This window comes from Polaromonas sp. P3_B1, from assembly GCF_056402935.1.
Window position 1 is genome coordinate 1 of sequence record NZ_JBFUGK010000004.1, and the last position, 20,670, is coordinate 20,670.

Here is a 20,670-nt window from a genome sequence, read left to right on the forward strand (position 1 = left end):
CTTGCCCTCCGGGTTGGGGTGAAATCGGGCGATTGAGCCACCCAGGCCCTTGCATGGGCATTAGCCCATGCGGCGTGCCCGGTCGGCCCACTCATCCCGATTGCATCCCAACGCGGCCCCGCCTAGGCCGTGAGCAGGTTCTAACCCTTAAACTAGCCGTTTCGTGAAGTCCGTCACACGGCTTTCTCATTGACGCAACAACGCTTTTCGTCGTTTTTTCTCCTCAACCCGCAAATCCCATGAATAAAGTCCAACTCGGCTCCAGCGACCTGCAGGTGACACCTGTTTGCCTGGGCACCATGACCTTCGGCGAACAGGTGGATGAAAAAACCTCGCATGCCATCCTGGACCGCTCGCTGGCGCGCGGCGTCAACTTCATCGACACGGCCGAGATGTATTCGGTGCCGGCGCGCGCCGAGACTTTCGGCTCCACCGAAACCATCATCGGCAACTGGTTCGCCAAAAACCCCTCGGCACGTGCCAAGGTGGTGGTGGCCAGCAAGGTGGCCGGCCCCTCGCGCGGCATGCCCTGGGTGCGCGAAGGCAGCGGCATGACGGCGAAAGACATCGTGGCTTCGTGCGACGCCAGCCTCAAGCGCCTGCAGACGGATGTGATTGACCTCTACCAGATCCACTGGCCCGAGCGCCATGTGCCGGCTTTCGGCGCGGTGTATTACAACCCCGCGCAGGAACGCTCCGCGACCCCCATCCATGAGCAACTGCAGGCGCTGGCCGGCCTGGTCAAGGCGGGCAAGGTGCGGGCCATAGGCCTGTCGAACGAAACGCCTTACGGCGTGCATGAGTTTGTGCGCCTGGCCGAGCAGCACGGCCTGCCGCGCGTGGCCTCGGTGCAAAACCCGTATTGCCTGGTCAACCGCACCGTGGAAAACGGCCTGGACGAAAGCATGCACCGCCTGGGCGTTTCGCTGCTGGCCTATTCGCCGCTGGGCTTCGGCCTGCTGACGGGCAAGTACGACGAGTCGGGCTTCGAAGGCGCGAAGGCACCCAAGGAGGCACGCATCGCCAAATTCGAGTCCACGCGCAAGCAGCGCTGGGGCCGCCCCGAGGCACTGGCCGCCGCGCGGCGCTACAACGCGCTGGCCCGCGCCAACGGCCTGACGCCCACGCAGATGGCCCTGGCGTTTTGCTACACCAAGTGGCAGGTGGCCAGCACCATCATCGGCGTGACCTCGGTCGCGCAGCTTGATGAAGACCTGGATGTCTGGGGCACCACGCTGTCGCCCGAGGTGCTTGCCGAGATCGACAAAATCCGCTGGGAAACGCGCGACCCGGCATTGTGAGCCGGGACTTGTCGGGCGTTGTTGCAGCATGGCCAAAAAAGACGGCAAAAAAGACCACGTCAGCGAGACGCCGGCCACGCAGCTGCTGAAAGCCAGCAAGGTCGAGTTCACCGAGCACCCCTACGAGTACCTGGAGCATGGCGGCGCCCAGCACAGCGCCGAGGTGCTGGGCTTTGATCCTTTCACCGTCGTCAAGACCCTGGTCATGCAGGACCAGGACGCCAGGCCGCTGCTGGTGCTGATGCACGGCAACCGCAAGGTGTCGACCAAAAACCTGGCGCGGCAGATAGGCGCCAAGTCGGTCGAGCCCTGCAAGCCCGAAGTCGCCAACCGGCACAGCGGCTACCTGGTGGGCGGCACCTCGCCCTTCGGCACGCGCAAGGCCATGCCGGTCTATGTCGAAGAAAGCATTCTGGCTTTGCCTAGAATCGCCATCAACGGCGGGCGGCGTGGTTACCTGGTGGGGATGGACCCGCAGGTGTGTGTCACGTTGCTCGGTGCAAAATCGGTGAATTGTGCGCTGAGCTTGGACAACGTGACAGGCTACGGCTGAACGCGGGCCCGCACGCCGGCCGCCACCATACATAAAGAGGGACACATGATTTACGCATACGCAATCGGCGCCACGCTGCTGGCCTACCTGCTCGGCTCGCTGTCCTTCGCGGTCATCGTCAGCAAGCTCATGGGCCTGAGCGACCCCCGAAGCTACGGCAGCAAAAACCCGGGCGCCACCAATGTGCTGCGTTCGGGCAGCAAGCCGGCCGCCATCGCCACCCTGCTGCTGGACGGCCTCAAGGGCTGGCTGCCGGTGGTGCTGGTGAAATGGTTTGGCGCCGACTACGGCCTGGGCGACGGTACGGTGGCCGCTGTCGGTTTCGCGGCCTTCCTCGGGCATCTCTACCCGGTGTTCTTCCAGTTCAAGGGCGGCAAGGGTGTCGCGACGGCGGCGGGCGTGCTGCTGGGCGTGAGCTGGATTCTGGGCCTGGCGACGCTGGCGACCTGGGTGATCGTCGCGTTTTTCTCGCGCTACTCTTCGCTGGCGTCCCTGGTTTCCGCGGTTTTCGCGCCCCTGTATTACCTGTTTGGCGACCGTGAAGTCTGGTATGTCGACAAGGCCATGCTGCTGGTGATGTTCGCGATCAGCGCGCTGCTGGTGTACCGCCACCGCGAGAACATCAGCAAGCTGCTCAAGGGGACGGAGTCGAAACTCGGCAGCGGCAAGAAGGCCTGAGCCGGCGCGATCCTTGTTCCGGCTAGAAGCGCCGCGTCAGCACCATTTCCTCATTGGTGCGATTCATCTGGAAGCGCGTGAGAAAGCTGTTGCCCAGCAGGATAAAAGGCATGGAGCGAGGCGCCACCACGGCCGGCACGTTAAACACCTCCACATCACCGACGCGCACCGACGCGAGTGAGGTCTGCCATCCCATGATGGTGCCGTTGGCCGTGCTCAGCTGCACGGGCCGGCCCGATTTGTAGTCAATGCCCATGCGCTCGGCATCGGCCAGCGACATGGACACGGCGCTGGCGCCGGTGTCGACCAGGAACTGGGCCATCTTGCCGTTGATCTGGCCTTGTGTCATGAAGTGGCCGCCGCTGCCCGCCGTCAGCACGATGCGGTTGCCCTGTCCGGCCTGCGTGCCCGGTCCGCCGCCGGCGCCCACGCTCATGGGTGCTTCGCCGATGCGCAGCGTATGGCGCTTGCCCGAAAGCTCCACCACCGCCTGGTCGCTCGTGGTGGAGACCACCTTGACGCCCTGGTGGGTCTCCCCGGGGGCCACCGTCTTGGGCGGGCTGCCATCCACAATCAGCAAGGCCTTGCTGCCCAGCATGCCGGCAAGGCCCACGGTCTGGGCCTGTGCGGCGCCGTGCAACAGGACGAGCGTCAGCAGCAACGGTGCCGCAACGGTGGCAAGCTTGGTGGAGGGCATATCTAGTCCCGGAAGTTGTTAAAGCTCAGCGGGAAATCGCTGATTTCAGCGCGGATCATGGCCATGGCCGTCTGCAGGTCGTCGCGCTTGGCGCCGGTCACGCGCACCGCGTCGCCCTGAATGGAGGCCTGCACCTTGACCTTGCTGCCCTTGATGAGTTGCTGGATTTTTTTGGCCTGCTCGGCCTCAATGCCGTTGCGCACCTTGGAGACCTGCTTGACCTTGTCGCCGCCGATTTTTTCGGCCTTGCCGATATCCAGGAAGCGGATGTCCACGCCGGCCTTGGTGAGCTTGTTGCGCAGGATGTCGTTGATCTGGTCGAGCTGGAAGTCGCTGTCGCCGATCAGCGTGATGTCCTTGTCCTTGAGCTCGATGGAGGCGGAAGTGCCCTTGAAGTCGAAGCGCGTGGCGATTTCCTTGCCGGTGTTTTCCACGGCATTTTTGACCTTGACCAGATCGGCTTCAAGAACGGTGTCGAAAGAGGGCATGGTGCAAGTCTTTATGAGGGGGACGGGGACAGGTAGGGGCGTCGGGGTGAGACAATCCCCCGGATGTTAGTCGAGAAAAACGTTCCGCTCCAGCATTCCAACAGCTTTGGCATCGTGGCCAAGGCCATGAGCCTGGTCCGGGTGGCCGATGAAGCCGATATTGCCGCCGTGCTGCGGGATCCGGCCCTGAAGGCCGCCCCCAAGTTCGTGCTGGGCGGCGGCAGCAACATCGTGCTGACCGGCGACGTCAAGCCGCTGGTGCTCAAGGTCGAGATCATGGGCAAACGGCTGCTGCGCGAAGACGCCAAGGCCTGGATCATCGAGGCCGGCGCCGGGGAAAACTGGCACGACCTGGTCACCTGGACCCTGCAAAACGGCTACCCCGGCCTGGAAAACCTGGCATTAATTCCCGGAACAGTCGGTGCGTCGCCTGTGCAGAACATAGGCGCCTACGGGGTGGAGCTGCAGGATCGCTTTGAATCGCTGGACGCCATCGATTTGACGACCGGCCAGGCTTTTTCCCTCAATGCCGCGCAATGCGCCTTCGGCTACCGCGATTCGGTGTTCAAGCACAGCAGCGCGGCCCCCGCGCCGGGCGGCCACGGCTTCGGGCTGGAAGGCAAGGCCATCATCACCCGGGTGCGCCTGGCCCTGCCCAAAGCCTGGAAGCCCGTGCTGGGCTATGCCGACATCGAAAAAAAGATGCAGCAACTGGGTGTGCAGGCGCCGGATGCGATGCAGATTTACGAGTGGATTTGCGACATCCGCAAGGCCAAGCTGCCCGACCCCAAGGTGATAGGCAACGCCGGCAGCTTTTTTAAGAACCCCACGGTCTCGCCCGAGCAGTGCGCCGACATCATCCAGCGCGAACCCAAGATTGTTCACTACCACCTGGCCGACGGCGCGGTGAAGCTGGCCGCGGGCTGGCTGATAGACGCCTGCGGCTGGAAAGGCAAATCCATAGGCAATGCCGGTGTCTACGAGAAACAGGCGCTGGTGCTGGTCAACCGCGGCGGCACAGCCGACCCGGTGACGGGCGGCGAGGTCATGACGCTGGCGAAAGCCATCCAGACCAGTGTGTATGAACGCTTCGGCATCCTGCTGGAGCCCGAACCGGTGGTGGTGTGACATGGCACGTTTAGGTAAGGTTTACATGGGGCCGCAGGTGTCGTTCGGGCGCCGGTTGGCGCTGAAGTATTCAGGATTGGCCGCCGTATTGCTGGGCCTCCTCTGGGGTTGCTTGTTTCTAGGCTCGATATTTTCTGGCTGGCGTCGTCCGGACGGGGCACTGTTTCTCATTGTTCTGTTGGCCGGCATGCTGTCTCTTGTCGCAATGTGGGCGACCTGGGAGCGCGGCCGGCTGGTCCGTGAAACGCCGCTGCCCAGGTTCCTCAGGCGCAAGCTGATGGACACCTACCCGCACCTGACCCTCAGGGATACCGAACTCGTGGAGCGCGGGCTTCGCCAGTTTTTTATCGCCTGTCAGCGCAGCAACAAGCGTTTTGTCGCCATGCCCTCGCAGGTGGTGGACAGCATGTGGCATGAATTCATCCTGCACACCTCGGCCTACCGTGAGTGGTGCGACCTGGTGGTAGGTCGTTTTATCGACCACGTGCCGGCCGAAGTGCTGGGCCGCAAAGCCTCCACCAACGACGGCCTGCGCCGCGCCTGGTTCTGGTCCTGCCGCGACGAATCCATCAACCCCAAGCAGCCCAGCCGGCTGCCGCTGCTGTTCGCGCTGGATGCCAAGTTCGCGATTCCCGGCGGCTTTGTCTATCTGGCCGACTGCAAGGGCGTACACCGCGACGGCGCGCAGTCGAATGCCTATTGCGGCGAAAGCTTTTCGGACGGCAGCTACAGCGGTGACGCCGACGGGTTTGGCGGCAGCCAGTCCACAAGCAGCAGCGAGTCCAGCAGCAGCGGGGATTCTTCGGATGGCAGCAGCGGATGCAGTTCGGGTTGTGGCTCGGGTTGCGGCGGGGGTGGCGATTAGCCGCTGCCAGCACCTACAGGCGCCGTCCGGGAAGTACCTGGCCAGGCAAAAGCGGCTGGGTTGGCGTGCGCGTGGAAGGCATCTGCGTTTTGTTCAAGCCGGCTTTCATACTTGCGCTTCGTATTAAAGATTGGTTTAAAAAGCCGCCCGAAGGCGGTTTTTTGACATTCGCTATGTTTTTAATAGCTGCTTGCACCCGTCAGGCGGGGCTTCTAGCGTTTTTGGTGCCGAAAATCCGGGTTTTGAAGCCGTCAGAGCAGCGTTTAAAGCTCGTGGGTGCCATTTGCCCCCCTGCCGCGCTTGTCGGGGGCCAAAAAGAGAGATGTTATTTAACACAAGGCTTTTTTCACGTTAAAAATAATTGAAATATTTAACATGAGGCCGGAGCCAGGCAAGGCGGTGTACTTCTCATCACTGAGCCTTGGTAAAGCTGCTCATGGAGGCTGAGGCCCCACAGGGGTAAGCCCTGACACTGCGGGATATAGTCATTGCCAATAGGGGGAGACCACATGCTGATCAAATCAGCCGACGACAAAAGCAAACGACTGGCATTGCTGCAAGACCTGCAAAAGTCCAGCCTGCTGGACGCCCGCCAAAAAGAGTGGCTGCGCGTTGAACTACGCAACCTGACCGCCGGCATCAAGGGCGAGCGAGAAGCCGCCTTCCACCTCGACGGCCATTACAAGGATGGCCAAAACAACGTCCTGCTGCACGACCTGCGGTTCCAGATCGATGGCGAGGTGGCCCAAATTGACCATTTGGTCATCAATCGCACCGGCTACATGGTGCTGATCGAAACCAAAAACTACTCAGGCGACCTGGAAGTCAACGCCCATGGTGAATTTACCGTGCGATACGGCAGGGAGCGCTACGGTATCCCATCCCCCTACGAGCAAAGCCGTCGCCACGCACGCATCCTGGGCAAGCTGCTGGAACGGCTGGAAATCAGTACCCGCACCGACAAGCTGCCCGAGTTCCATAACGTGGTGCTGATGCACCCGCAAGCCATCATTCAACGGCCGGACGCCAAGGCGTTTGACACCAGCTTCCTCATCAAGGCCGACCAGTTCCGCGCCTGGCATGAAAAGCTGGTGGACCGCATCGGTACGGGTGCTGTGCTCAAGGCCATGCTCAATATCCGCAGCCCAGACACCATCAGGGAGTGGGGCGAGAAGCTCAAGCGCCAACACCGTCCGCCCGACCTTCTGGATCTGCCAGACTTCATGCAGCCCAAACCTCAACCGGCTAAGGCTGTCATGGAGCCTCGGCCTCAAGCGCCCGTATTTGCAGCGCCACCCGCCACCCCGGCGCCCGCACAACCCGACGCCTCGTTGGCCAAAAAGCTGATTTGCGCCCACTGCCGTGAGAAGATCAGCTTCCCCGAAGGCAAATTTTGCTGGAACAACGCCAAGCGCTTTGGCGGATTGCAGTATTGCCGGGAGCATCAGGGGCTGTTTGCCCAATAACGAGAGAAGAATGGACAAGGACCAGCTCAGTGAGCGCGACATCTGCACCAAGTTCATCACGCCGGCCATCGTGCAGGCTGGGTGGCAGCAGCATCAGTTCCGCGAAGAGGTGAGGCTCACTGACGGTCGTGTCATGGTGCGCGGAAAACTCGCAGCGCGTATCAAAAATCCAGACTCCAAAGGTGGTCCTAAGCGTGCGGACTTTGTACTTTACGCAAGGCCAAACGTCCCTCTCGCTGTGGTGGAAGCAAAGCAAGCGAAGTTTTCTGTTGGCAATGGCATGCAGCAGGCATTGACCTATGCCGAAATGCTGGATGCCCCATTTGCCATCAGTAGCAATGGGGAAGGTTTTTTGCTTCACGATCGTACGGGTATTACGCAACCCGTTGAACGCGAACTCCAGTTGAGCGAGTTTCCAGCATTCGTTGACCTGTGGCCGATTTACCAGCAATGGAAGGGATTGTCCGCACCAGCTGCCGTAAAACTCATCGAACAACCGTATTACACAGACGGTAGTGGTCGTGAGCCGCGCTATTACCAGCGTGTGGCGATCAACCGCGCCGTCGAAGCGATAGCCAAAGGGCAGCAACGTGTGCTGCTGGTCATGGCTACCGGCACTGGCAAGACCTACACCGCATTTCAGATCATCTGGCGCATGTGGAAAGCCAAAGCCAAGAAACGAATATTGTTTCTTGCAGACCGCAACATCCTTGTCGATCAGACCATGCAACAGGATTTCGCCCCCTTTGGTGAGGTCATGCACAAGGTCACCAATCGCGAGATCAAGAAAAACTACGAGATCTACCTTGCTCTTTATCAGGCGGTTACTGGCAAGGAAGAGTGGAAGCAGATTTACAAGCAATTTCCGGCTGATTTCTTCGATCTGGTTGTTGTTGATGAGTGCCATCGCGGCAGCGCCGCCGATGATTCCGCATGGCGCGACGTGCTTGACTATTTCAGCAGTGCCACCCATCTGGGCCTGACCGCCACGCCCAAAGAAACCAAGGAAATCAGCAACATCACCTACTTTGGCGACCCGGTCTACACCTACTCGCTCAAGCAAGGCATTGAAGACGGTTTCCTCGCTCCCTACAAGGTCATCCGCATTTCCACCGATGTCGATGCGGTCGGCTATACGCCTGAAAAAGGCAAGCTGGACAAATTCGGCCAGGCCGTTGAGCAACGCCAATACAACACCAAAGATTTTGACCGCACGCTGGTGCTGGAAAAACGCACCAAGCTCGTTGCCAGTAAGGTATGGGAATACCTCAAGGCCATCGACCCAATGGCCAAGACCATTGTCTTTTGTGACGACCAAGATCACGCCGAACGCATGCGGCAAGAGCTGGTTAAGCTCATCCCGGCGGCAGCCAACAACCGCCGCTACGTTATGCGTATCACTGGCGACGACAACGAGGGCAAGGCGCAGCTTTCCTATTTCATCGACAACGACGAGCCTTACCCTGTCATCGCCACGACCTCCAAGCTGCTGACCACTGGCGTAGATGCCAAGACCTGCAAACTCATCGTTCTGGACCAAAACATCAACTCGATGAGCGAGTTCAAGCAAATTATTGGTCGTGGCACTCGCCTGCGTGAGGACTACCAAAAGCTGTACTTCACCATCATGGATTTCAAAGGCGCCACCCGCCTGTTTGCCGATCCTGATTTTGATGGAGAACCCGTGGTGATCTATGAGCCGAAGCCAGACGAGCCGGTGGTGCCGCCGGAGATCGCCGGAGTGCCAGGCATTCGGGAGCCTGAGCCCCCACCTTATGGCCCGAGCCCGACCGGTGGTAATGACACGCCCTCAGGCGGCGGCGCGGGTCGAGGAGGCGGTGGTGAGGGTCGCGTTAAATATGTGGTTGACGATGTCAATGTGCGCGTGGCGGTCGAGCGCTCCCAGTATCTGGACGCTGATGGCAAACTCATCACTGAAGACTACCGCGTCTTGCTCAAAGATGAAATCCGCAAAGCGCTGCAAGCCGAGTTTGGCACAATGACGGACTTCCTGCGCCGCTGGAATGCTGCGGAACGCAAGCAGGCCTTGCTCGAAGAACTGGCCGATCATGGCGTGCCCCTGGAAGTCTTGCAACAGGCCGTCAGCAACGGTGAAGAGTTGGACGCATTCGACCTCGTTGCTCATGTTGCTTTCGACCAGAAGCCGCTCACTCGTCGCGAGCGCGCCAGCAACGTCAAAAAGCGTGATGTGTTCGGAAAATACGGGAATCAAGCCCGTGCTGTGTTAGAAGCTTTGCTCGACAAGTTTGCCGATCATGGCGTTCAAGACATTGAAGACGCCAAGGTGCTTGAACTACCGCCGTTCGACCAATTCGGCAGCAAAACCCAGATTCGGCGCGGTATCTTCGGCGGCGTCGATCAGTACACGCAGGCCGTGCAGGCGCTTGAGCAAGCGCTTTACGACCAGCCAGACCAGAAACAGGCCTGAGCACTCACCTCAGGCTCGATGAAAGAAAAAAATACCTCATGAATCTCAGCAGCACCATCAAGTCCATTCAGGACATTATGCGCAAGGACGACGGTGTCGATGGCGACGCCCAACGCCTCGGCCAGCTCACATGGATGCTCTTCCTCAAAGTGTTCGATCAGCGCGAAATTGAGTGGGAAGACGACGCAAAGAGCGATCGCAAGAAATACACATCACCCCTACCGAAAGAATTCCGTTGGCGCAATTGGGCAGCTTATGTGCCGGGTAAAGACGGCAAGAAGCAGCCGCAAATCGCACCCAGCGAAATCATCAGCTTCGTCAACAACCAGCTGTTCCCCAAGCTCAAAGACTTGGATGCCAGCAAGGGCCCCCAGCATGCGGTGATCCGCAGTGTCTTTGAAGACGCCAATAACTATATGAAATCCGGCACCCAGCTTCTCGCGGTCATCGAGAAGCTGGAGGAGGCTATCCACTTTGATGACTTTAAGCAGCGTGCTCAGCTCGGTGACGTATACGAGCAACTTCTCAACGACTTGCGCGGTGCAGGCAACGCGGGCGAGTTTTACACTCCGCGAGCCATTACCGAATTCATGGTCGAGCGCGTCAATCCGCGGCTTGAGGGCGACGAAAAAGTGCTGGATCCAGCCTGTGGAACCGGCGGCTTCCTGACGGCGGCAATTGATCACTTCAGCAAGCAGATCAACACCAAATCCAAGRCTGGCGACAAAAAAAAGATCGAAGCCCTGATTCGTGGCTTCGAGAAAAAGCAGCTTCCCCACCTGCTGTGCACTACCAACATGCTGCTGCACGGCATCGACGTGCCCAGCCAGATTGAGCACCGTAACACCCTAGGCCGCGGCTGGAACGACTGGGCTGCGCATGAAAAGGTGGACTGCATCATCACCAACCCGCCCTTTGGCGGCTACGAAGACGATGGCGTGGGTAGCGACTATCCGGCAGACCTGCGCACCCGCGAAACCGCCGATATGTTCATAGCGCTGATTGTCAAAAAGCTGCTCAAAGAAAACGGCCGCGCCGCCGTGGTACTGCCCGACGGCTTTTTGTTTGGCGAAGGCATCAAAGGAACGCTCAAAAAACTGCTGTTGCGCGACTGCAAACTCCACACAATCATCCGATTGCCCAAAGGTGTGTTCGCCCCTTACACCACCATCAAAACCAACTTGCTGTTCTTCACCAAGGGCAACACAGTGAACGATGGCACTGAGCACTTCCACACCGACACCATTTGGTTTTACGAGCACCCGTACCCCAAAGGCTACAAAAGCTATTCCAAAACCAAACCCATCCGGTTGGAAGAATTTAAGCCCGAGCAAGACTGGTGGGGCACGGAGGAAAGCGACTTTGCTAACCGCGTAGAGAATGAATTCGCTTGGAAGCTCGATTTCAAAACCAAACGCGAAAAGGCCGAGGGCGCCGCCAAGCCTAAATGGCAAAATGCCGAACGCCTCAACAATCAAGCCGCAGCGTTGGAGGGCCGAACGGGCGACTTGCGCAAAAGCTTGGCGGGTACCACCGATGCTGCTTACCGAGAAAAGATCGACGCCCAAATTGCCGAGCTACGCGCCCAAGCCGAGTCCCTGCGCCAGCAAGCCCGCGACGCCCAAGCCGCTGGCGACCGCCTTTACTGGCCCATCTTCAATCTGGACATCAAAAACCCTAACGCCCCCGAGGAAGAAACTCACGACCCCGACGTGCTGCTAGAGAAGTACAAAAAGCTGCAGGGCGAGATCGAGGAAACCGAAAACCAGCTCAAAAGCGAACTCGCTGCCGCACTGGCCCACCACTTCACGGGCGAGGAGGCCGCCGATGCCTGACATCATCTCCACGCGGTCAAGCTATGCGGCTTGGCTCACGCCCCGGTACCGCCACCTAGCCCTACCCGCCGCGCTGCAGACCATACACCCCAGCATTGAGCAAATTCAACAAGCTCTGTCGGGCGCTTGCTTGGCCGATGAGGAGGCAGCCTAATGGACGCGCAACAGTTTTTGGCGGAATTTGGTCATATTGCGAATGCGCCGGGGGGTATTGAGCGGTTGCGCGAATTGATCTATCAGTTTGCCGTCACTGGTAAGCTGGTTCCTCAACAAGCAGATGACGGCAGTGTGCAGGTAGAGCTAGATAACGTCGCTCGGATTCGTGAGCGACTCATTGCTGAAAAAAAGTGGAAACGTGCTCCCAAACTTGAATCTGCTCCGCTAGCACTGCCTGCCATTGAATTGCCGCCCAGTTGGCAATGGAGTAGGCTGCTTGATCTTGGCGAAATTAATCCCCGCAATCTGGCTTCGCAAGAAGCCAAGGCGACTTTCGTTCCTATGGCCGCCGTATCAGAAAAACACGGTGAGGCTTTGGCCGGGAAGGAGGCAAATTGGCCAGCCATCAGCAAAGGCTATACGCATTTCGCTAATGGCGATGTACTGCTCGCCAAAATTACACCGTGCTTCGAGAACGGTAAGGCTGCTGTAGTCTGCGGCCTGAAACACGGGATTGGTGCTGGTTCTACAGAGTTTCATGTGTTCAGGCCAATGAGCGAAGGCGTGCATTCGGGCTATGTTTACCTGTTCCTTCGCTCACCGCTGTTCCGCGTGAGAGGTGAAGCCAGCATGACTGGTACGGCAGGTCAGAAGCGCCTGCCGACGGACTACTTCGCGCTCTGCGCGATGCCTTTTCCACCCAAAACCGAGCAATCCCGCATCGTCGGCAAAGTCGATGAGCTAATGGCCTTGTGCGACACGCTGGAGGGGCAGCAGCAAGCTCGCCGCGCACTGCAGAACAAGCTGCGCCAGTCAACCCTGCAAGCTGTCGCCAGTGCCGTTAACCCGCATGAACTACAAGTCAGTTGGACGAGGCTGAATACCAGCTTCTCTGAACTATTCAGCTCTTCCAGGGATGTCGGGACATTAAGAACATTGATTCTTGAATTGGCTGTTCGGGGACTGCTCACCGAGCAAAAAGCTACCGATGCGGTTGCTGAGCTGAATGTTTCAGAAATCCGGCGACTGGCGTCTGGGTCAAGTGAAACCGGCAGGCGAAAAAAAAATGTGACTTATCGCGCTATCGAAGAGGAAGAACTCAACTATCAGTGTCCAGAAGGTTGGGCTTTCGCGAGGCTTGGGGAATTGGTACGTGTTTTGAATGGGCGCGCATATTCAAAGCCAGAGTTGCTTCAGAAAGGTACTCCGGTACTTCGGGTGGGCAATCTTTTTACTTCTAAGGACTGGTACTACTCCAATCTTGACCTAGACGCAGATAAGTACTGTAACGAGGGCGATCTCCTCTACGCATGGTCAGCATCATTTGGGCCATTCATATGGCCTGGACCTAAAGCGATTTTCCATTACCACATTTGGAAGCTCGATCTTTTTTCTGGTGAAAATCTAAGCAGAGACTTCCTCTATTTAGTCCTTCAAGAAAGAACAGAGGCTATCAAGTCCTCAGGTCATGGAATATCCATGGCACATATGACCAAAGAAAAAATGGAGCAGCTACCAATAGCTGTTCCTCCTCTGGACGAGCAGCACAGAATCGTCGCTCGTGTATCAGAGCTAATGCGCTTCTGCGAAGAGATTGAGCATCAACTTCGTGAATCCGAGAAAGTTGCAGAACGTCTCGCCACATCTGCTGTCGTCGCCCTCACCGGCATCAGCATCGAACAAGAGGAGGAACCGATGAAAGCCCCGCAAACCGAATTGATCTCCCCCTTGCGTTTGGGCACTGCGCCCAACATCAAGGCTCAAGCCCCGCTGGCGACCATGCTGGCGCGCCACCACGGTGAAATGAGCGCCAAGGATTTGTGGCAGCGCTTTGGTGGCGAGATTGATACTTTTTATGCGCAACTGAAAATCGAGGTGGCCCAAGGCTGGATTTTGGAGCCGGCGCCCGCCGAAATGCGCGAAAAGCCAGCCGACGCGGTGAGTGTCTGATATGCAGTTGCAGCGCATCCGCATTCCGGCATTTCGCAATCTGCGTGAGCTCGACATCGTTTTTGCGTCGCACCTGCAGTCCGCCTCGGGTGCGGATGCGAATGTACAGGTCAAGCCCATCCGCAGCCATGCCCTGATCGGCCAGAACGGCATCGGCAAGTCCAACCTGATTGAGGTGCTGATCACAATCTTCCGCGATGTGGACTTGGATCGCGAAGCTGCATTCGATTACACGCTGGAATACACCATTCGCGGTCATGCGGTGCGCATTGAGGCGGACACGGCCAAGCAGAAGCGCCCCTTCGTGTGGGTGGATGGCGATCGTGTCAACCAAGAGTACCTTTCCAAGAACGACGCACCTGACAAAGTGCCGCGTGATGAGCGCCGAGGGCCGCGACTGCTGCCCACACACATTTTTGCCTATTACTCAGGCCGCAATGAGCGCATAGAGACTTTGTTTCAAGAGCACCAGCGACGCTTTAACCGTCAACAGGAGATTACGGCGTCTGAGAAATTGAGTGGTGCTGCGCTGGCCAGTCTTTACCGCAATACGGACTTCGATTCAGAAGCTGCGGCAAAACTGCGAGAAGACATCGAGAGCCGTTCGCAGCGCTTTGGTGATGACCGTCTGCGTCGTCTGTTTTACTGCCGTGGCGGCCATAGCCAGTTGGTACTGTTGGCATGCTTGCTGTCCGACGATCCGGTGTTTCAGAAGGTGCTCAAAAACCTGCATATCGAATCGCTAGAGTCTGCGCTGTTTGTTTTAAAAGAGCCTCACCGCTTGCGCGAAAAGCGCCGTAGCGGCAAGTTTGACGAGCAGGAACTGATTGAAGGCGACCCGCGCTTTTGGTATGCGCGTGGCAATGTGGTGAGTGAGTTTCTTGACAAGCTCTGGCAAGTGGCTTGGGCACCGATTGAACAAGAGGGAACTAAACAGATCGACTTCCGTGGCCGTACTGAAAAGCAAAAGCAGCTTTATCTGTTTGTGCCCAGCCAAGAGAAACTAAAGCTATTGGGCGAGCTGGTGGGCAGCACCGACAGCTTCTTCCGCTATGCCGAAGGTGCCTACATTGGCGACCTGATCGACGAAGTGCGCATCACCGTGAAGAAACGGGACGAATTCGGCGGCAAAGTGAGCTTTACCCATTTGTCGGAAGGCGAGCTGCAAATGCTCACCGTGCTGGGCCTGATGCGCATCACCCGCGAAGACCACTGCCTGTTCTTGCTGGACGAGCCAGACACGCACCTGAACCCGATTTGGAAACTCCGCTACTTCGATGACATTGAAGGCGTGCTTGGCGATATCAATGAAGGCACATTTGACAGTGCGGCCTTTGATCGCAACGCCTTTGATACATCGACAGGACAATCCCAGATTCTCATTACCACCCACGACCCGATGATGGTGGGCAGCTTGAAGCGTGAGCAGGTGCACATAATGCGTCGTGATGCCTATCGGACAGTGGTGGACACGCCCGATGAACACCCGCAAGGCATGGGCGTGACGGGGTTGCTGAAAAGTGAATTGTTCGGCTTGTCTTCTACGCTCGACTTGGAAACTGAGCGTAGGCTCAAGCGCCGTAACGATCTTTTTGTCAAAGCACCACGTACGGCCGAGGAAGATGCTGAGTTGACACTACTTTCGACTGAACTGGCAGACCTTGGCTTCTCGAACGCGGATTTCCGAGACCCGGACTACGCATTGTTCGTGCGCAAGCTGGCTGAGCACCGCCGCCTACGCCGCCCCAATTTGACGGCCGATGAGATTGCGGAGCAGGACAAGGTTGCTGACCAGATCATCGATGAAATTTTGCGCGATGAGGAGAAAGACCAATGATTTGGATCGATCTTGAAAACCGGTTGCCAACGAATGCTGACATTCCGGAATGGACTGCTTGGAGCCAGGACAAGTGGGATACATGGCGAGCTAAATCAGCAAGGCTTCTAAAGCTGATGGAAGGGTATGAAAAAAAGAACAAAACGAAATGGCGAAATCGGGTGATCGATGAGCACAGCGATCACTGGGGCAGTCTCAAACCATGGCTAATGGCTATGTCGCATGGTAAGTGTTGGTTTTCTGAAGCGCGTGAACTCTACTCGCACTATGACGTCGAGCATTTCCGACCAAAGAAGGAAGCGAAGGCTCTTGATGGCACTTTGCGGGATGGGTATTGGTGGTTAGCGTTCAACTACACGAATTTCCGCCTATGCGGCAACGTGGGTAACCGCAAGAAGGGTGGCTGGTTTCCGCTGCGCACTGGTTCAATGTGTTCGAGTTACGTCGCCCAGTGCGAAGAGTCGGAAGCTCCTTACCTGATCGACCCCATTGACGAAGATGATGTGAAACTCGTTGCATTTGATGAGAAGGGAGATGTCATTCCTGTCCCGGCTTGTTCGGCCTGGGACAGCCAGCGTGTGATTGAGACGGTGAAACGTCTGAAACTGAATGAACACCCCGCTTTGTCCGATGAGCGCCGGAAGGTTTGGCAAAAAGTCGATAACTTGATTGAGCAGTACAAGGTTGCCAAGGCACGCAACGACTCGGCCGCTAATCCAGTAGCGAAGGAGAGGCTCAAGCATATTCGGCAGCAAGTACGGGAGCTGACGAATCCCAAAGCTGAACTTTCATCAGTAGCGAAATGGTGTGTTCTGTTTCGTAATGACGTACAGCTTTCCAGGTTGGTTGCATAGAGGGAGACAAAATATGCCGATCCACCACGCCATTTGGCGCGTCAGCGATGCGCCCGCTCCACTTATCACAACCCGCCTCGCTAGCGAACAGCTGCTTGAAGACATGATCGTTCGCGATCCGCGAATCCTTTCCAGCGAATGGATGCTGATAGGTCGTCAGGAGCGCACTAACGATGGCGGCATTGTTGACCTGTTGGCGATTGCACCTGATGGTTCATTGGTTTTGATCGAGCTCAAACGCGATCGCACACCGCGGGACGTGGTGGCACAGGCGCTTGACTATGCGGAATGGGTGTCGCGGCTTACGGCGGATCGGTTAGTAAAAATTTATGCCCGCTTCTCAAACGGTGGACGGCTGGAGGATGCATTTCAAAGTAGGTTTGGCGCAGTGCTGGATGAAGAGGCTCTCAACCAGTCGCATCAAATTGTGTTGGTTGCCGCAGAGTTGGACCCGGCCACTGAACGCATCGTGAGTTACCTGAATGCGCGTGATATTCCAATCAATGTGATGTTCTTCACCGTGTTTCAGCACGGTGATGAGCACTTGCTGAGCCGGGCATGGCTGCTTGATCCCGGCGAGACGCAGGTCAATGCCGCGCAGACAAGCAGTGCGCTTACTGGCGAGGGGCGTGAGCCATGGAATGGCGAGTTTTACGTGTCTTACGGACACCGCAGCTGGGAAGATGCACTTCGCTTTGGCTTTGTGAGCGGCGGTGGGGGGGCTTGGTATAGCCAAACGCTGAAGCTGCTTCAGCCGGGCGACCGGGTCTGGGTCAAGATCCCCGGAACAGGATATGTGGGTGTTGGCAGGGTGCTCGAGCCAGTGCAACCCGGTACATCATTTCTTGTGAAGACACCAACAGGCGAAAAGCCAGTTCTAGAGGTTTTGCAAAACGCGGAGCACTACAAGTCGCTGGCTAGCGACGCGGAGCGTGCCGAGTACTTTGTTCGGGTCCAATGGCTCGACACTCGTGAAGAAAAAAACGCAATCAATGAGCTAGGTTTGTTCGGAAACCAGAACACCGTATGCAAACCGACTAGCCCTAAATGGCGACACACCGTGGAGCGTTTGAAAACGCTCTTCAAGCATTGGGATAACAAGTAAAAAAATAAGCCCGTCAGGCTTCCACCTGACGGGCTTTTTGTTTGGAGCTTGAACCGCTTTACTTGCCCAACTTCAAAAAATCATCCCCCTTACCCAACTGCAGCATCCCGGCATCGGAATAAATCCCCAGCTTGGCCCGCGTATCGGTAATGTCCAGGTTGCGCATGGTCAGCTGGCCGATGCGGTCGGCCGGCGAGAAGGGCGCATCCTCAACCTTTTCCATGCTCAGGCGCTCGGGCTTGTAGGTCAGGTTGCCGGAGACGGTGTTCAGGATCGAATAGTCGTTGCCGCGGCGCAGCTCCACCGTGACCTCGCCGGTGATGGCGCTGGCCACCCAGCGCTGGGCGGTTTCGCGCAGCATGATGGCCTGGGGGTCGAACCAGCGGCCCTGGTAGAGCAGGCGTCCGAGCTTGCGGCCGTTGTCGCGGTACTGCTCGATGGTGTCTTCGTTGTGGATGCCGGTGACCAGGCGCTCGTAGGCGATGAACAGCAGCGCCAGGCCCGGGGCTTCGTAGATGCCGCGGCTCTTGGCTTCGATGATGCGGTTTTCGATCTGGTCGCTCATGCCCAGGCCGTGGCGTCCGCCGATGCGGTTGGCTTCGAGGATCAGCTCGACCATGCTGCTGAAGGCCTTGCCGTTCAGCGCGACGGGCCGGCCTTCTTCAAAGCGCACCGTGACTTCTTCGCGCTTGACTTCGACTTCATCTTTCCAGAAGGCCACGCCCATGATGGGGTTCACGATCTTCATGCCGGTGGCGAGTTCTTCCAGGTCTTTGGCCTCGTGCGTGGCGCCCAGCATGTTGGAGTCGGTCGAATAGGCTTTTTCGGCCGACATCTTGTAGCCGAAGCCGGCCTTGGTCATGAAGGCCGACATTTCGGCGCGGCCGCCGAGCTCGTCGATGAAGAGCTGGTCCAGCCAGGGCTTGTAGATCTTCAGGCCCGGGTTGGTCAGCAGGCCGTAGCGGTAGAAGCGCTCGATGTCGTTGCCCTTGAAGGTGCTGCCGTCACCCCAGATGTTGACGTCGTCTTCCTTCATGGCCGACACCAGCATGGTGCCGGTTACGGCACGGCCCAGCGGCGTGGTGTTGAAGTAGGTCACGCCCGCGGTGGTGATGTGGAAGGCGCCGCTTTGCAGGGCGGCGATGCCTTCGGCCGCCAGCTGGTTGCGGCAGTCGATCAGGCGGGCTTTTTCGGCGCCGTACTGCATGGCCTTGCGCGGGATTTCATCGTAGTCGGGTTCGTCGGGCTGGCCCAGGTTGGCGGTGTAGGCGTAGGGGATTGCGCCCTTGAGCTTCATCCAGTGCAAGGCGGCGCTGGTGTCGAGTCCGCCGGAAAAGGCGATGCCGACTTTCTGGCCGGCGGGAAGGTTCTGGAGTATGGTGGCCATGAGGGGTCCTGGGGATGGATGCTGGAAAGAGGGATCAGCCGAAGTGGCAGATGTAGTGGTAGGCCGCTTCGCCTGCGGCAACGCGGATCTCGAATTTGGCATTGCCGGGTACGCTGAATTTTTCACCGGCCGAGGACTTGACCCAGCTGTCGCTGCCGGCCAGCTTGTATTCGCAGGCGCCGGCCACGCATTCCATGATCTCGGGCGCGCCGGTGTTGAAGGTCAGGGTGGCGGGCAGGATCACGCCCACCGATTTTTTGCTGCCGTCGGCGAAGGTGATGCCGTGGCTCACGCATTTGCCGTCAAAGTACACATTGGCCTGGGTGCTGACGCTGACGTTGTCGATTTTTTCGGTGGGCATGAGGAGGGCTGAAAAGGTGGCGAAAGGTGGAAAAAGGCAATGAAAGCGCCGCGCAGCGCGGTCCGGCGCCAAAAACCACTGATTTTAGGTCACGACTGGCCCTGGGCCGTGCCAGCTTTGAATCCACCCGGCCCTCTATCGCGTACCCCCATGAATAACCCAGAATGTTGTCCATGAAATCAGAAAGCCCGGATCTTCAATTGATTGCGCTGATCGACCGTGTGGCCGGGGCCGATGAAAACGCCCTGCGCGAGCTGTACGACCTGAGCTCGTCCAAGCTTTACGGTGTGGCACTGCGCGTGGTGGGCAAGCGCGAATGGGCCGAAGACGTGCTGCAGGAGGCTTTCTTGACCATCTGGCGCATTGCCGGCGACTACAAGGCCACACTTTCGCCACCCATGGCCTGGATGGGGCTGATTGTTCGCAGCCGCGGCCTGGACTTCCTGCGCCGCCGCGCCTCCGACCGGGCCGACCTGATGCAGGAGCTGGACGATGTGCTCTCCGATACCGTGGCCGGCGACTCGCCCAACCCCATGGACACGACACAGGCCAGCGAACAGGCCTGGGCCCTGCACCAGTGCCTGGCCCGGCTGGAGCAAAAGCAGCGTGAGGTGGTGAGCCTGGCGTATTTGCGTGACCTGAGCCACAGCGAGCTGGCCGAGCAGTTGAAGCTGCCGCTGGGCACAGTGAAAACATGGATACGGCGCGGCCTCGAACAACTGCGCGGCTGCATGGCGAGGTTCGCATGAACATTCAAAACAACCCCGCCCTGATGGAGCAACTCGCGGCCAGCTATGCGCTGGGCACTTTGCGCGGCGGCGCGCGCAGGCGTTTTGAGACCCTGGCGCGCGACAACGCTACCTTGCGCGCGGCGGCCTTGGTCTGGCAAAGCCGGCTGTCGTCCGTTGCGGAGCTGCAGCCGCAGATGGCGCCCAGCCCGGCCGTGTGGACGCGCATTGAAAACCTCGTCAGGGCCGACAAGGAGGCGCGTGCCATGCAGGCCGCGCGCCGTGCGCCGGTGTCTGCTGGCTGGTGGGCCAGCCTGGGCCTGTGGCGAGGCGCCAGCGCTGCGGGCGCCCTGGCAGCGGTGCTGGCCGTTGTGGTGGGGCTGAATGTCAATTCGCGGCTCAGCGGGCAGGTCAGCGAACTGTCGGCCAAACTCACAGCCACACCGGAGATTGAATACGTGGCCGTGCTGACGGACGACAAGGCCGCGGCCTCGCTGTTGGTGACCTTTGACCCGAAGAACAAAACCCTGGTGCTCAAGCGTGTGGGCGGCTTCCGCGAGCAGGCCGACAAGTCACTGGAGCTATGGGCTTTGCCGCCCGGTGTGGCGCCCAAATCGCTGGGTGTGCTGAACGCCGACCCGGTGGTTCGCCTGACCGCGGCGGGCACCGACATGCGGCAGGTGCCGACGCTGGCGATCACGCTGGAGCCCCGGGGCGGCGTGCCGCCGGGCAGCGGGCCGACAGGGCCGGTGCTGTTCAAGGGCGCGCTCATTGAAACGCCGAAGTAGGGCGGCAACAGGCGGGCCACAAAAAAGGGGCGTTGTGAACGCCC

General features: G+C 58.6%; 18 protein-coding genes. 14 read left to right on the top strand and 4 right to left on the bottom strand.

What is annotated here, in order from left to right:
• Positions 1–239: 239 nt before the first annotated feature.
• Genes AC1DXS_RS03290 through plsY form a run of 3 tightly spaced genes read left to right on the top strand, consistent with a single transcriptional unit; the run spans position 240 to position 2,532 of the window.
• On the top strand, positions 240–1,301 hold the full coding sequence (locus AC1DXS_RS03290; protein WP_477736156.1) for an aldo/keto reductase: 1,062 nt from the start codon (positions 240–242) through the stop codon (positions 1,299–1,301).
• 28 nt (positions 1,302–1,329) lie between these two features.
• Positions 1,330–1,854 carry an aminoacyl-tRNA deacylase gene (locus AC1DXS_RS03295; RefSeq protein WP_477736157.1) on the top strand — a complete coding sequence of 175 codons (525 nt, stop codon included), beginning with the start codon at positions 1,330–1,332 and terminating at the stop codon, positions 1,852–1,854.
• Between the two features lie 45 nt (positions 1,855–1,899).
• Positions 1,900–2,532, top strand: coding sequence for a glycerol-3-phosphate 1-O-acyltransferase PlsY (plsY, locus tag AC1DXS_RS03300; protein WP_477736158.1), 633 nt, complete (start codon positions 1,900–1,902; stop codon positions 2,530–2,532).
• 22 nt (positions 2,533–2,554) lie between these two features.
• Here plsY and AC1DXS_RS03305 read toward each other — a convergent pair whose 3' ends face one another.
• Positions 2,555–3,229 carry a retropepsin-like aspartic protease family protein gene (locus tag AC1DXS_RS03305; protein ID WP_477736159.1) on the bottom strand — a complete coding sequence of 225 codons (675 nt, stop codon included), beginning with the start codon at positions 3,227–3,229 and terminating at the stop codon, positions 2,555–2,557.
• Between the two features lie 2 nt (positions 3,230–3,231).
• Positions 3,232–3,717 carry a YajQ family cyclic di-GMP-binding protein gene (locus AC1DXS_RS03310; RefSeq protein ID WP_007866093.1) on the bottom strand — a complete coding sequence of 162 codons (486 nt, stop codon included), beginning with the start codon at positions 3,715–3,717 and terminating at the stop codon, positions 3,232–3,234.
• 63 nt (positions 3,718–3,780) lie between these two features.
• Here AC1DXS_RS03310 and murB point away from each other — a divergent pair, with 63 nt between their 5' ends.
• The 9 genes from murB to AC1DXS_RS03355 all read left to right on the top strand — a co-directional run bounded on the left by murB (position 3,781) and on the right by AC1DXS_RS03355 (position 17,362).
• Positions 3,781–4,845 carry a UDP-N-acetylmuramate dehydrogenase gene (gene murB, locus AC1DXS_RS03315; RefSeq protein ID WP_477736160.1) on the top strand — a complete coding sequence of 355 codons (1,065 nt, stop codon included), beginning with the start codon at positions 3,781–3,783 and terminating at the stop codon, positions 4,843–4,845.
• A gap of 187 nt (positions 4,846–5,032) precedes the next feature.
• Positions 5,033–5,710: a glycine-rich domain-containing protein gene (locus AC1DXS_RS03320; RefSeq protein ID WP_477736161.1), complete on the top strand. Its 678-nt coding sequence runs from the start codon at positions 5,033–5,035 to the stop codon at positions 5,708–5,710.
• A 551-nt stretch (positions 5,711–6,261) separates the two neighbouring features.
• Positions 6,262–7,176: a nuclease-related domain-containing protein gene (locus AC1DXS_RS03325; protein WP_477736162.1), complete on the top strand. Its 915-nt coding sequence runs from the start codon at positions 6,262–6,264 to the stop codon at positions 7,174–7,176.
• Between the two features lie 10 nt (positions 7,177–7,186).
• Complete coding sequence (gene hsdR / locus AC1DXS_RS03330) at positions 7,187–9,625, top strand: EcoAI/FtnUII family type I restriction enzme subunit R (RefSeq protein ID WP_477736163.1); 2,439 nt, start codon at positions 7,187–7,189, stop codon at positions 9,623–9,625.
• Between the two features lie 38 nt (positions 9,626–9,663).
• A complete protein-coding gene (locus AC1DXS_RS03335; RefSeq protein ID WP_477736164.1) occupies positions 9,664–11,460 on the top strand; it encodes a class I SAM-dependent DNA methyltransferase in 1,797 nt (598 codons plus the stop codon).
• A 153-nt stretch (positions 11,461–11,613) separates the two neighbouring features.
• Complete coding sequence (locus AC1DXS_RS03340; protein ID WP_477736165.1) at positions 11,614–13,566, top strand: restriction endonuclease subunit S; 1,953 nt, start codon at positions 11,614–11,616, stop codon at positions 13,564–13,566.
• Between the two features lies 1 nt (position 13,567).
• Entirely contained in the window at positions 13,568–15,403 is a 1,836-nt protein-coding gene (locus AC1DXS_RS03345) for an AAA family ATPase (protein ID WP_477736166.1), read from the top strand.
• Complete coding sequence (locus AC1DXS_RS03350) at positions 15,400–16,257, top strand: HNH endonuclease family protein (protein WP_477736167.1); 858 nt, start codon at positions 15,400–15,402, stop codon at positions 16,255–16,257. Before AC1DXS_RS03345 ends, AC1DXS_RS03350 begins: the two co-directional genes overlap by 4 nt.
• Before the next feature lie 13 nt (positions 16,258–16,270).
• The gene (locus AC1DXS_RS03355; RefSeq protein ID WP_477736168.1) at positions 16,271–17,362 is read left to right on the top strand and encodes an endonuclease NucS domain-containing protein; all 1,092 of its coding nucleotides are present in this window, start codon (positions 16,271–16,273) and stop codon (positions 17,360–17,362) included.
• Positions 17,363–17,420: 58 nt separating this feature from the next.
• On the opposite strand, the gene argG is transcribed toward AC1DXS_RS03355, so the two are convergent.
• Together argG and ppnP are read right to left on the bottom strand one after the other, a co-directional pair.
• Complete coding sequence (gene argG / locus AC1DXS_RS03360) at positions 17,421–18,749, bottom strand: argininosuccinate synthase (protein ID WP_477736169.1); 1,329 nt, start codon at positions 18,747–18,749, stop codon at positions 17,421–17,423.
• Positions 18,750–18,783: 34 nt separating this feature from the next.
• Positions 18,784–19,110 carry a pyrimidine/purine nucleoside phosphorylase gene (ppnP, locus tag AC1DXS_RS03365; RefSeq protein ID WP_477712938.1) on the bottom strand — a complete coding sequence of 109 codons (327 nt, stop codon included), beginning with the start codon at positions 19,108–19,110 and terminating at the stop codon, positions 18,784–18,786.
• A gap of 173 nt (positions 19,111–19,283) precedes the next feature.
• Here ppnP and AC1DXS_RS03370 point away from each other — a divergent pair, with 173 nt between their 5' ends.
• A complete protein-coding gene (locus tag AC1DXS_RS03370; protein WP_477736170.1) occupies positions 19,284–19,859 on the top strand; it encodes an RNA polymerase sigma factor in 576 nt (191 codons plus the stop codon).
• On the top strand, positions 19,856–20,626 hold the full coding sequence (locus AC1DXS_RS03375; protein WP_477736171.1) for an anti-sigma factor: 771 nt from the start codon (positions 19,856–19,858) through the stop codon (positions 20,624–20,626). Before AC1DXS_RS03370 ends, AC1DXS_RS03375 begins: the two co-directional genes overlap by 4 nt.
• Positions 20,627–20,670 lie beyond the last annotated feature (44 nt).

Excerpts from the sequence above, each read along its gene's own strand:
- AC1DXS_RS03290 (WP_477736156.1), top strand. The coding sequence starts at position 240 with ATGAATAAAGTCCAACTCGGCTCCAGCGACCTGCAGGTGACACCTGTT.
- AC1DXS_RS03295 (WP_477736157.1), top strand. The coding sequence starts at position 1,330 with ATGGCCAAAAAAGACGGCAAAAAAGACCACGTCAGCGAGACGCCGGCC.
- plsY (WP_477736158.1), top strand. The coding sequence starts at position 1,900 with ATGATTTACGCATACGCAATCGGCGCCACGCTGCTGGCCTACCTGCTC.
- AC1DXS_RS03305 (WP_477736159.1), bottom strand. The coding sequence starts at position 3,229 with ATGCCCTCCACCAAGCTTGCCACCGTTGCGGCACCGTTGCTGCTGACG.
- AC1DXS_RS03310 (WP_007866093.1), bottom strand. The coding sequence starts at position 3,717 with ATGCCCTCTTTCGACACCGTTCTTGAAGCCGATCTGGTCAAGGTCAAA.
- murB (WP_477736160.1), top strand. The coding sequence starts at position 3,781 with ATGTTAGTCGAGAAAAACGTTCCGCTCCAGCATTCCAACAGCTTTGGC.
- AC1DXS_RS03320 (WP_477736161.1), top strand. The coding sequence starts at position 5,033 with ATGCTGTCTCTTGTCGCAATGTGGGCGACCTGGGAGCGCGGCCGGCTG.
- hsdR (WP_477736163.1), top strand. The coding sequence starts at position 7,187 with ATGGACAAGGACCAGCTCAGTGAGCGCGACATCTGCACCAAGTTCATC.
- AC1DXS_RS03340 (WP_477736165.1), top strand. The coding sequence starts at position 11,614 with ATGGACGCGCAACAGTTTTTGGCGGAATTTGGTCATATTGCGAATGCG.
- AC1DXS_RS03345 (WP_477736166.1), top strand. The coding sequence starts at position 13,568 with ATGCAGTTGCAGCGCATCCGCATTCCGGCATTTCGCAATCTGCGTGAG.
- AC1DXS_RS03350 (WP_477736167.1), top strand. The coding sequence starts at position 15,400 with ATGATTTGGATCGATCTTGAAAACCGGTTGCCAACGAATGCTGACATT.
- AC1DXS_RS03355 (WP_477736168.1), top strand. The coding sequence starts at position 16,271 with ATGCCGATCCACCACGCCATTTGGCGCGTCAGCGATGCGCCCGCTCCA.
- argG (WP_477736169.1), bottom strand. The coding sequence starts at position 18,749 with ATGGCCACCATACTCCAGAACCTTCCCGCCGGCCAGAAAGTCGGCATC.
- ppnP (WP_477712938.1), bottom strand. The coding sequence starts at position 19,110 with ATGCCCACCGAAAAAATCGACAACGTCAGCGTCAGCACCCAGGCCAAT.
- AC1DXS_RS03370 (WP_477736170.1), top strand. The coding sequence starts at position 19,284 with ATGAAATCAGAAAGCCCGGATCTTCAATTGATTGCGCTGATCGACCGT.
- AC1DXS_RS03375 (WP_477736171.1), top strand. The coding sequence starts at position 19,856 with ATGAACATTCAAAACAACCCCGCCCTGATGGAGCAACTCGCGGCCAGC.